Source organism: Paraburkholderia sp. AV2 (assembly GCF_054968425.1).
Map to the genome: position 1 here is coordinate 19,684 of NZ_JBANLK010000063.1, position 10,054 is coordinate 29,737.

10 protein-coding genes are annotated in these 10,054 nt (G+C 64.7%); 7 read left to right on the forward strand and 3 right to left on the reverse strand.

Going from position 1 to position 10,054, the window contains the following annotated elements:
• Nucleotides 1–117: 117 nt before the first annotated feature.
• Nucleotides 118–1,200 (forward strand): LacI family DNA-binding transcriptional regulator, encoded by a 1,083-nt coding sequence (locus V8683_RS28225; RefSeq protein WP_411189550.1) that lies wholly within the window; start codon nucleotides 118–120, stop codon nucleotides 1,198–1,200.
• A gap of 39 nt (nucleotides 1,201–1,239) precedes the next feature.
• Here V8683_RS28225 and zigA read toward each other — a convergent pair whose 3' ends face one another.
• Entirely contained in the window at nucleotides 1,240–2,460 is a 1,221-nt protein-coding gene (zigA, locus tag V8683_RS28230) for a zinc metallochaperone GTPase ZigA (protein WP_411189551.1), read from the reverse strand.
• 334 nt (nucleotides 2,461–2,794) lie between these two features.
• On the opposite strand from zigA, the gene zwf reads away from it, so the two are divergent.
• Nucleotides 2,795–4,438, forward strand: coding sequence for a glucose-6-phosphate dehydrogenase (gene zwf / locus V8683_RS28235; protein WP_411189552.1), 1,644 nt, complete (start codon nucleotides 2,795–2,797; stop codon nucleotides 4,436–4,438).
• A 104-nt stretch (nucleotides 4,439–4,542) separates the two neighbouring features.
• Nucleotides 4,543–5,325 carry an ROK family protein gene (locus V8683_RS28240; RefSeq protein WP_411190541.1) on the forward strand — a complete coding sequence of 261 codons (783 nt, stop codon included), beginning with the start codon at nucleotides 4,543–4,545 and terminating at the stop codon, nucleotides 5,323–5,325.
• 36 nt (nucleotides 5,326–5,361) lie between these two features.
• Here V8683_RS28240 and V8683_RS28245 read toward each other — a convergent pair whose 3' ends face one another.
• Nucleotides 5,362–5,706, reverse strand: coding sequence for a DUF1634 domain-containing protein (locus V8683_RS28245; protein WP_411189553.1), 345 nt, complete (start codon nucleotides 5,704–5,706; stop codon nucleotides 5,362–5,364).
• A gap of 10 nt (nucleotides 5,707–5,716) precedes the next feature.
• Nucleotides 5,717–6,505 carry a sulfite exporter TauE/SafE family protein gene (locus V8683_RS28250; RefSeq protein WP_411189554.1) on the reverse strand — a complete coding sequence of 263 codons (789 nt, stop codon included), beginning with the start codon at nucleotides 6,503–6,505 and terminating at the stop codon, nucleotides 5,717–5,719.
• A 316-nt stretch (nucleotides 6,506–6,821) separates the two neighbouring features.
• Between V8683_RS28250 and V8683_RS28255 the strand changes: the two genes are divergently transcribed.
• The 4 genes from V8683_RS28255 (at nucleotide 6,822) to cobA (ending at nucleotide 9,939) form a co-directional block, all read left to right on the forward strand.
• The gene (locus V8683_RS28255; RefSeq protein WP_411189555.1) at nucleotides 6,822–7,607 is read left to right on the forward strand and encodes a GntR family transcriptional regulator; all 786 of its coding nucleotides are present in this window, start codon (nucleotides 6,822–6,824) and stop codon (nucleotides 7,605–7,607) included.
• A 31-nt stretch (nucleotides 7,608–7,638) separates the two neighbouring features.
• Nucleotides 7,639–8,619 (forward strand): LysR family transcriptional regulator, encoded by a 981-nt coding sequence (locus V8683_RS28260; RefSeq protein WP_411189556.1) that lies wholly within the window; start codon nucleotides 7,639–7,641, stop codon nucleotides 8,617–8,619.
• Between the two features lie 265 nt (nucleotides 8,620–8,884).
• A complete protein-coding gene (locus V8683_RS28265) occupies nucleotides 8,885–9,217 on the forward strand; it encodes a DUF4148 domain-containing protein (protein ID WP_411190542.1) in 333 nt (110 codons plus the stop codon).
• Nucleotides 9,217–9,939 carry a uroporphyrinogen-III C-methyltransferase gene (gene cobA / locus V8683_RS28270; protein WP_411189557.1) on the forward strand — a complete coding sequence of 241 codons (723 nt, stop codon included), beginning with the start codon at nucleotides 9,217–9,219 and terminating at the stop codon, nucleotides 9,937–9,939. Before V8683_RS28265 ends, cobA begins: the two co-directional genes overlap by 1 nt.
• The last annotated feature ends 115 nt before the right edge of the window (nucleotides 9,940–10,054 follow it).

Below are 10,054 nucleotides of genomic sequence, written 5' to 3' on the forward strand. Positions count from 1 at the left end.
CGTGAAACACTCGCAAACCCCAATCGGTTATGATTAGCCCATGTCTCACACGTTCGAATGGCTCTTGCGGAGGGCCGAACCTCAGCCTCAACCCCCTGCTTTTTCGCTAACGATCTCATGAAACGTCAGCCCGATGCGCCAGGCTCGCGCGGCGCGGCAGTGCGCAAACCGCCCACGCCAGCCTTGGCGGATAGTGCCCGGCGTGTGACCGCCGCCATGGTCGCCCGCCGGGCGGGAACGAGCGTCGCCACGGTCTCGCTCGTGATCAACGGCAAGGCGCAAGGACGGGTCTCGGACGAGAACGCTGCGCGTGTCCTGGAAGCGGTGCGGGAGCTTGGCTATGTAGTCGACGGCACGGCCAGCGCACTGGCGCGCGGGACCAGCAACATCGTTGCGATGCTCGCGCCCGATCTGTGCAATCCGTTCTTCGGCCAGGTGATCCAGGGCATTCAGGAGGAGTTGGGAGATCGCTTTCAGCTCCTGCTTTCCGCCGCGTCGCGCGGCGCGTTGCCCACCAGCGAGGACATCCTGCGGCTCTCCGCATTGCGGCCGGCCGGCCTGCTGGCTTACGCGCCGGCGCCCAGGTTCATGGACCGGTTTCCCGCGGGAACGCCTGTGGTGCTCCTCGATGCGCCGGGCATGGAGAAGCGCGCAGTCACGGTGAACTACGACATTGGTCCCGGCATCGAGGAACTCGTCAGCCACCTGGCGGCGCGCGGCCACAGGAAGATTGGCTATCTCGACAGCACCACGCCCTCCACCACTTACGTTCTACGCCGGAAGCGGTTGCAGGAAGCGGCCGAACAGAAAGGCATGACCGTGGCCGGCGGCGAAGACACGCGCAGCGGTCCCGACCTTCGCGCCGCAGCGCTCGCGTTTCGCCGTGCGCTGCCCGGGTGGCGCGCCGCGGGAGTCACCGCCGTCGTCGCCTGTGCCGACACGCTCGCGCACGGCGTGCTGGCCGCATGCGCCCAGGAAGGGATCCGCGTGCCCGACGATCTCGCGGTGGCAGGCTTCGACGATCTCCCCGCCTCGTCCGTGACCTCGCCTACCCTCACCAGCGTGGCGCTGCCTGGCGACGCGCTTGGGCGCGCCGCCGCGCACCGGCTCATCGCCTTGATCGACGGAGAGAGCCCGCGGACCTTGCCGCCTGGCATCCTGCGCGCGGCCCTCGTTCAGCGGGATTCCACGGGAAAGTAACCGGCGGCATGCGGGCGATAATTGCACCCGCCAGTTGGCTCACGCCGCCCCCGCCTCCTCCGGCATACGTGCGCCCCATGCCGGGAAGGGATCGGCAAAACCGCCCCACGCCTGCGGCCCTTCGGCCATCTCGGCATCGGTGAGCAGGCATGCGTCCAGACGCTGACGCATCGCGCGCTCGTCCATCTCGACGCCGATCAGTACCAGTTCCTGGCGCGCGTCGCCGACATTCGGATCCCAGTTGCCCTCGATGAAGGCAAGCGACTCGGGATCGGCCGGCCAGTGCGATTTCGGCACCGCCGCCCACCATAGTCCGGCCATGCCGTGGCGGCAGACCGCCCCCGCCTGCGACCACGAACCCGCGTGAGCCGGCCGGCTCGCGAGCCAGAAAAAGCCCTTCGAGCGCACCACGCCCGGCCATTCGCTGTTCACGAGATCCCAGAACCGCCGCGGATGCATCGGGCGCCGCGCGCGCCACACAAAGCTACGGATACCGTATTGTTCGGTCTCCGGCGTATGTTCGCCGCGCAATTCCCTGAGCCACCCGGGCGACTTCGAGGCTTCTTCGAAGTCGAACAGCTTCGTGTCGAGCACGCGATGCAGCGGCACCTGGCCGAATGCCGAAATCTCGATGCGCGCACGCGGGTTGAGACCGTGCAGGATGGCCATCAACCGGTCGCGGCCGGTCTCGTCGATCAGGTCGATCTTGTTCAGGACAATTACGTCGCAGAATTCGATCTGCTCGATCAGCAAGTCGACGACCGTGCGGTGGTCCTCGTCGCCGAGCGATTCGCCGCGCGCGTGCAGGCTGTCCTGCGAGCTGTAGTCGCGCAGGAAGTTGAACCCGTCGACTACCGTGACCATCGTGTCGAGCCGCGCGACCTCGGAGAGACTCTGGCCGCTTTCGTCGGCGAACGTGAATGTCTCGGCCACGGGTAGCGGCTCCGAAATGCCCGTCGACTCGATCACGAGCTGATCGAAACGCCCCTCCTTCGCGAGACGATTGACCTCGAGCAGCAAATCCTCGCGCAGCGTGCAGCAAATGCAGCCGTTGCTCATCTCGACGAGCTTCTCGTCGGTGCGCGACAGTTGCGCGCCGCCGTCGCGGACCAGCGCGGCGTCGATGTTCACCTCGCTCATGTCGTTGACGATGACCGCAACACGCCGCCCTTCCCGGTTGTTCAGGATGTGGTTCAGCAGCGTGGTCTTGCCCGCGCCCAGAAAACCGGAAAGGACCGTCACCGGCAGTCGTGCATCCATGGAATGACTCCTCGCGTATCAGGGGGTGTCGATAGCGGCCATGGCTTGTGTCGCGCCGGGTGCCGTACCGCATCGTCTAAAATGTTATGTTATAACATTTCTAGTCTCAGAGAAATCGCCGAAGCGGGCCATCAAGGTGTCATCGTCACGGCCGGGAACCCGGCCACAGGACCTGCCCTGAATCGCTCGACGGAGCAAAGGTGGTTCTGGTAGCGTAAATTACTTGTGCTTCACGGCTTGCGACGCGGCGCAGCTAATGACAACACTGCGGACCCACTGCGTCGCGGCACAGCGCTTGCTACCTGGGAACATTTCGGTTAACTGCAGAGCCATCATGCCGCCCAACCTGCCCCCCCGCGATTCCTCCCCGCCGCCGGCCAGCACCAAAGTGGCCTCGCATCCCCAAGGCTTGCCCGCCTCGCCGGCCGGCAAGCATCCGGCGCCGCCCTGCACGCTCGTGATCTTCGGCGCAGGCGGCGATCTGACCCAGCGCCTGCTCATGCCGGCGCTGTACAACCTCGCCGTGGATGGTCTGCTCGACGACGGCATGCAGATCATTGGCGTCAATCACGGCGACCGCTCGACGCAAGCATGGTGCGAGGATCTGCATGGTGCGCTGCAAAAGTTTGCCGCCGACAAGGCCAGCACCTTTCACGCCGGCAAGCTCGACGACAACGCGTGGAACTGGGTCGCACAGCGTCTAACCTACATGGCAGGCGATTTCGAGGACGACGGCGCGTACCAGCGGCTTGCCCAGCAGATCGGACAACAGCACAGCGGCGAGGGGCAAGGCAAGGGGCAAAGCACGGCGCAAGGCAACGTCGTGTTCTACCTCGCGGTGGGCGCGCGCTTCTTCAAGCCGATCGTCGAACGCCTCGGCAAGGCCGGTTTGCTGAAGGAAGACAATGGCGGAGACGGTCCGTTCCGCCGCGTCGTGATCGAAAAGCCGTTCGGCACCGACCTCGCTTCGGCGCGCGATCTGAACGAACATCTCCTGAGCTTTGCGAAGGAATCGCAGATCTATCGCATCGACCACTTTCTCGGCAAGGATACCGTGCAGAGCATTCTGGCCGTGCGCTTCGCCAACGCGCTGTTCGAGCCGGTCTGGCGGCGCGAGTACATCGACAGCGTGCAGATCACGGCAGCGGAAGTGATCGGCGTGGAGGGGCGCGGCAGCTTTTACGAGCAAACGGGTGCGTTCCGCGACATGGTGCCGAATCATCTGTTCCAGTTGCTTGGCATGGTGGCAATGGAGCCGCCCAATTCATTCTCGGCCGAAGCCGTGCGCGACAAGAAGGCAGAAATCTTCGACGCGCTCAAGCCGCTCGCACCGGAAGACGTGGTCTTCGGGCAATACGAAAAAGGGCCCGCGGGCGTGGGCTATCGCAACGAGCCCAACGTCGCGAAGGACAGCCGGACCGAAACCTATGCCGCCGCCCGCGTGCAGATCGACAACTGGCGCTGGGCAGGGGTACCGTTTTATCTGCGTACCGGCAAGCGGCTGGACGTGCGGCGCACGGAGATTTCGGTGCAGTTGAAGAGCGTGCCGTTCCGGCTCTTCCGCGATACGCCTGTGGACGCCCTGACGCCCAATGTCATGACGCTGCGTATCGATCCGTCGCACGGCACGAGCTTCGATTTCAACGTCAAGACCCCGGGGCCGGTCATGCAGATCGGTGCAGTGCGATCGTCGTTCGACTACGACGATTTCTTTCGCGAGCCTGCCAACGTCGGTTACGAAACGCTCCTGTACGACTGCATGCTGGGCGACGAGACGCTCTTTCAGCGCGCCGACAGCATCGAAGCAACGTGGGCCGCCGTGGACGACGTGCTGCATCCGAAGCATGGCAGCGCGATTCCCTTGCACGGTTACGCCGCGGGGAGCGCGGGCCCCGCCGAAGCGGATGCGCTGCTGGCGCGCGACGGTCGTGCATGGCGTGCGCCGACCCCGGCCGAACCAGACACGAAGTCAGGATAACGAACCAGATAAAGGGCTTTGCGGTGCAAAAACCAACAACGGAGGACCCCGTGGCCAGGACCCGCAGCGAGACGAGCAATACGAAAAAGCGCCCGACCGGCAAGGTGTCGCGCTCGACGGACATCGAAAACATACTCTCTATCGACGTAGGTGGAACCGGACTGAAAGCGGCCATCATCGACGCGCAGGGCGCCATGCGCAGCGCGCGCGTGCGCGTGGCAACGCCCCATCCCTGCACGCCGGCCCAGCTCGTCGACACGCTCTGCACGCTGGTCGAGCCGTTGGTCAAGCAATATTCCCCGACTCACGTATCGATCGGCTTTCCTGGTTTCGTGCGCAACAATCACGTGCTAACGGCCCCGCATCTGGGCACGGAAGGCTGGAGCGACGTGCCGCTTGCGCAGATGCTCGGCAAGCGTCTTGGCAATCCGTCCGTGCGCATGATCAACGACGCGGAAATGCAGGGCCTCGCCGCGATCGAAGGGCATGGCCTCGAATTCGTGCTGACGCTAGGCACGGGAGCCGGCACGGCCATGTTTCGGGACGGCGAACTGATGCCGCATCTCGAACTGGCGCATCATCCGGTCAGCAAGAATCACGCGTACGACGAGTACATCGGCGATGCCGCGCGCCGCAAGGCCGGCAACAAGCGCTGGAACCGCCGCGTGGAGAAGATCGTCGGCATACTCGACTCGCTCGTGCACTACGACAAGCTGTGGATAGGCGGCGGCAACGCGGCACGCCTCACGTTCGACTTGCCGCCGAATGTGGCCGTCGTGCCGAACGAAAGAGGCATAGAAGGCGGCGCGCGCTTGTGGCATCCCCTTTCGGTGCGCGAGACGCGACAGCTCCCGGAAGCGACGCAGCGCACCGGGATTTTCAAGTGATGGCTGCCGTGCCCGCTGCACTCGCAGCCGAAGGCCCTACCCCGCGAGCGGCCCGAGCCTGACACCCGCAACGCAGCCCGCGGCCACGATGAGCAGCACCAGCGCGGCAATCCACGCGAAACGATATTCGCGCCCGGCCAGATAAACGGCGAGCATCAGCACGAGCCTCGCAACGGGCAGCAGAATGACGATGCAGACGCCCGCCGTCATGGCGGCGCTGCCCGCTCGCATGGCGGGTTCCAATCCCGAGGCGCGCAGCGCGATACCCATCGCCATCACGAACGAACCTGCCCACGTTCCGTATTGAAGCAGCGCGGCCAGCAGCCGCTCGAGCCTGACGCCGCCGGCCAGCACTTCGTTTTTCGGGCGAACCTGGATCATTGCGCGAATTTCAGAATAGGTGGAGGTGGCAGCCCTGCAAGAACATCTGAAGAGCGACCAGAACGAGCACCGCGACGAAAAAGTGCCGCAAACGCTGGCTCGATATTTTCATCAGCACACGTGCGCCGAGCACTGCGCCCGCAACGGACCCCAGCGCAATCGGCGCGGCGACCGACGAAACAATTTCGCCGCGCAGAAAATACGCGCACGCGCTTGCGGCGGCGGTCACGCCAATCATGAAGTTGGACGTTGCCGTGGACACCTTGATAGGCAAGCGCAATGCCACATCCATCGCAGGAATCTTCAGGACGCCGCTGCCGATGCCCAGCAGCGCGGAAACGAGGCCCGCCACGACCATCAGCGAGAGCGCCCACGGCACGCGTCCAACGGCATAGCGAATCTCGCGTCCTGTTAGCGGGTCGGGATAGCTGCCGTCGAGCGCCGGGTGGGCGGACGCGATGTGCTCAGCCAGATCGGTCGGAGCCGTGCTCCGCTCGACCCGCTTCGCGAACATCTGCCACGCGGAGATCAGCATGATGCCCGCGAACAGAAAGTCGAGCGCCCTCACCGGCACCACGTCGGCGAGCAGCACGCCGGTCAATGCGCCGAGCGTCGTGCCGCTTTCCAGCAACACGGCGAGACGCACGTTGGTCAGGCGGGCGCGCAGATACGACGCCGCGCTTCCGCTCGAACAGGCAATCACGGAGACGAGGCTAGCGCCCACTGCCGCGTGCATGTCCATATGGCCGAACACGGTCAACGCCGGCACGATGAAGAGGCCGCTTGCCATGCCGAGCATGCCGCCCAGCGCGCTGGAGCCTAACGCGACGGCAAAGAGCCAGAAGGTGAATTCGATGGTGTTCTACCGCAGGAAGTGACGAGCTGGAAAACGGCGCGCTGCTCTTTGCCGAAGGGAAACACCGTGCCATGCAATACATGTCATATCATGTCATAACAAGTTAATCGAGTCAACCTGCCGACCCCAAAACCAGCCCCAGGCAAACCCCGAGTCGGGGTCCGGACAGACCGCCGGGAACGCCAGCGGAGCCACGGCGTATAATCGCCCTGCCCCACGCCCGCACAAGCCATCGATCGCTGCCTTGCTCTCCCCGACCATGACGTCCAGCTCCCCCGCCTTCGAAATCGATTCGCCGGTTCCGCTCTACGTACAGGTCAAGAACGCACTGCGCACGGGCATACTCGACGGCGACTATCTGCCGATGAGCCGCATGCCCTCGGAGAGCGAGCTGCAGGCGATGTTCGAAGTCAGCCGCATCACTATCCGCCAGGCGCTGGGCGACCTGCAAAGAGAAGGACTGATCTTCAAGGTCCACGGCAAAGGTTCGTTCGTCTCGCAACCGAAGGCGTTTCAGGACGTCACGTCGCTGCAGGGATTTGCCGAAGCGATGTCCGTCACCGGCCAGGAGATCATCAATCGCGTCGTGCAATTCCGCTTTGTGCCGGCGTCGGCCCATGTGGCGGAGAAACTTGGCCTGGAGGCACAGACTCCCGTGGCGGAAATCCATCGCGTGCGGCTGCTCGAACGCCGGCCTGTCTCCTATGAAATCACGTTTGTCCCGGAAGCCATCGGCAAACGCCTGCAACGCGCCGATCTCGCGAGCCGCGACATTTTTCTGATTCTGGAAAACGACTGCGGCATTGCGCTGGGCGGCGCGGACTTGAGCATCGATGCCGTTGCAGCCGAGAGCGCGATCGCTCGCGCGCTGGAAATCAAAACAAACGCGCCGCTGCTACGCATCGAGCGGCTAACGCAAGACAGCGACGGTAAGCCGCTCGATTTCGAATACCTGTATTTCCGCGGCGGCAACTTCCAATACCGGATGCGCGTCGAGCGCCGACGCCCCGCCGCCCCGCGCAAGCGCGCGAAGCGGGCGGGCTGAGCGCCTGGGCAGATCCTGAGCGAACCCTGACATGAACTTCACCCACCTCCTTGCGTTCTACGAAGTCGCCCGCGTCGGCAGCATCAGCGCCGGCGCCGAACGGCTGCACGTGAGTCAGCCGGCCGTGACGCGCGAGATACGCGAGCTGGAAGACCGCGTCGGCCTGATCCTGTTCGATCGCCTGCCGCGCGGCGTCGCCCTGACCGAAGCCGGCAAGACGCTGTTCGATTACGCCGATCGCATCTTTACGCTTGCCGACGGCGCGGAAAGCCAGTTGCGAGAACTGGCGGGGCTCGGCGCCGGCCACATGAAGATCGGTGCGAGCGCGACGCTAGGCGTGTACTTCGTGCCCGATGTCCTCGCACGCTTCAATGCGGCCTGGCCGCGCGTGGCGATCGACCTCACGGTAACGAACACGGAGCGCGTCGAAGCCGGGCTGCGCGACCTCACGTTTACGCTCGGGTTCGTCGAAGGGCCGTTTGACGACACGCTCCTGCACGCCCGGCGCATCGGCTCCGACGAAATCGCGGTCGTGGCGGCCGCCGGGCATCCTCGCGCGGGTGCGCGCCTCACCGCCAACGAACTGGTCGATCAGGTGGTCCTCATGCGGGAGCCCGGTTCGGGAACGCGGGCAATCGTCGAGGAAGCGTATGCCCGCGCGGGGCTGCGCATCGAGCCGCTCATGTCGGTAAGCGACACGGAGGCCATCAAGCGCATGCTGCTTGCCCAGCATGCGCTCGCCTATGTATCGGTTCTGAGCATCAGCAACGAGCTGCGCCGCGGCGAACTGACGATCATCGAGGTCGAGGATCTGCGCATCGAACGGCCGCTCCATATGGTCTGGAACAAGGGACGCTCGCTTTCGCCAAGCAATCAGGCGCTGTTCGATCTCGTCGTCGAGACGACGACTCAAAGCCAGCCGGGCGCGAAGCCCAAACCGGAAGCGCAGACGCCGAAGCGGACCCGCACCGGCAAAACGGCGGCGATGAAGTCCGGCCAGGAAGCGACCTGAGCGCATCCGTGCGCCGCATCGGCAACCGAAATCCTCTGCACGGCTGAGCAATGACCGGCGGAATGGGCGCCCGGACGCGCTCCGCTTTGCCATAACCTGGCAACATGGCGCGCATCGCAAGTTGGTATTTTTCGCGCCCAGCCTTCCTGATTACTCTTTGTACATCGGCTCCGCACTTCAACGCTCTACACGATCTGCGAAATGCGAAGCGAGCCGACGGAAACGCCTCTTTCGCTGTTTCCGCCCATTGACCGACAAGGAGCCCATCATGAAGACGCTTGCCAAGTTGACGATTGCCCTCTGCGCCCTCTCCACCCCACTGCTGACGTTCGCCCAAAGCGCCGAGCCCGTGACGCGCGCCGAAGTGCGCGCGGAACTCGTTCGCATGGAAAAGGCCGGCTACAACCCGAATACCAACGGCGACAACTACCCGCAGGACGTGCAGACCGTGGAAGCCAGGATCGCCGCACAGGATGCGCAAAGCGCGGTGGGCGGCGTCTCGATGTCGGGAACGTCGGCGGCTGGCGCACCGGCAAAGCACACGCGGACGGCCTGCGTCGGCCCGGTCAGCTTCTGCAACGTCTTCGCCGGCAACTGATGGGCAAGGTCTATCTGATCGGCGCGGGGCCAGGGGCGGCCGACCTCATCACGGTGCGAGGCGCACGCCTGCTGGCCGTGGCTGATGTCGTGCTGCACGACGCGCTAGTCGAGCCGGCCATGCTCGATCATGCAGGTCTGCAAACGAAGCGGATGGCTGTCGGCAAACGTTGCGGCCAGCATTCGACCGCCCAGGCCGAAATCGACCGGTTGATCGTCGACGCGGCGCGTGAGCACGACGTGGTCGTGCGTCTCAAAGGCGGGGACCCGATGCTGTTCGGCCGCGCCGACGAAGAGATGCGCGCTCTCGAAGCAGCAGGCATCGAATACGAAGTTGTGCCAGGCATCACGGCGGCGCTTGCGGGCGCCGCCGCGTTGCGTCGTCCGCTGACGCTGCGTGGCGTAGTGCGCAGCGTGGCGCTTGCCACCTGCAGCCGCGCGGCGGATTCCGCCGAATTCCCCCAATCTGTCAAAGCCGATTCGCTGGTGTTCTACATGGGCCGCAACAGCGCGGCCGATATCGCCCGCCAATTGATAGCCGAAGGTCGCAGCGGCGATACGCCGGTGGCTGTCGTCGAGGCTTGCAGCACGCCGCGCGAGCGCATGCTGACGCTCACGCTAGCCGGTCTCGCGGAAGGTGCGGCAAGCGCATGGTTCGATCGGACGCAACCCTCGCTGCTGATGATCGGCAGGGCGTTTGCCCCGCGTAGCGACAAGGTCTAGCAGCGCGCCTTTCTTGCGCGCGCTCCCGTTTCCTTTCACTGGCTATTGTGGATGCCGTCTGCGGAACAGCGGCGAAGGCTCGTCGAACGCGCCCTGATACTGCACCGTGAACTCC

Coding starts and splice junctions, on each gene's coding strand:
- V8683_RS28225 (WP_411189550.1), top strand. CDS start 118: ATGAAACGTCAGCCCGATGCGCCAGGCTCGCGCGGCGCGGCAGTGCGC.
- zigA (WP_411189551.1), bottom strand. CDS start 2,460: ATGGATGCACGACTGCCGGTGACGGTCCTTTCCGGTTTTCTGGGCGCG.
- zwf (WP_411189552.1), top strand. CDS start 2,795: ATGCCGCCCAACCTGCCCCCCCGCGATTCCTCCCCGCCGCCGGCCAGC.
- V8683_RS28245 (WP_411189553.1), bottom strand. CDS start 5,706: ATGATCCAGGTTCGCCCGAAAAACGAAGTGCTGGCCGGCGGCGTCAGG.
- V8683_RS28250 (WP_411189554.1), bottom strand. CDS start 6,505: ATGCTCGGCATGGCAAGCGGCCTCTTCATCGTGCCGGCGTTGACCGTG.
- V8683_RS28255 (WP_411189555.1), top strand. CDS start 6,822: ATGACGTCCAGCTCCCCCGCCTTCGAAATCGATTCGCCGGTTCCGCTC.
- V8683_RS28260 (WP_411189556.1), top strand. CDS start 7,639: ATGAACTTCACCCACCTCCTTGCGTTCTACGAAGTCGCCCGCGTCGGC.
- cobA (WP_411189557.1), top strand. CDS start 9,217: ATGGGCAAGGTCTATCTGATCGGCGCGGGGCCAGGGGCGGCCGACCTC.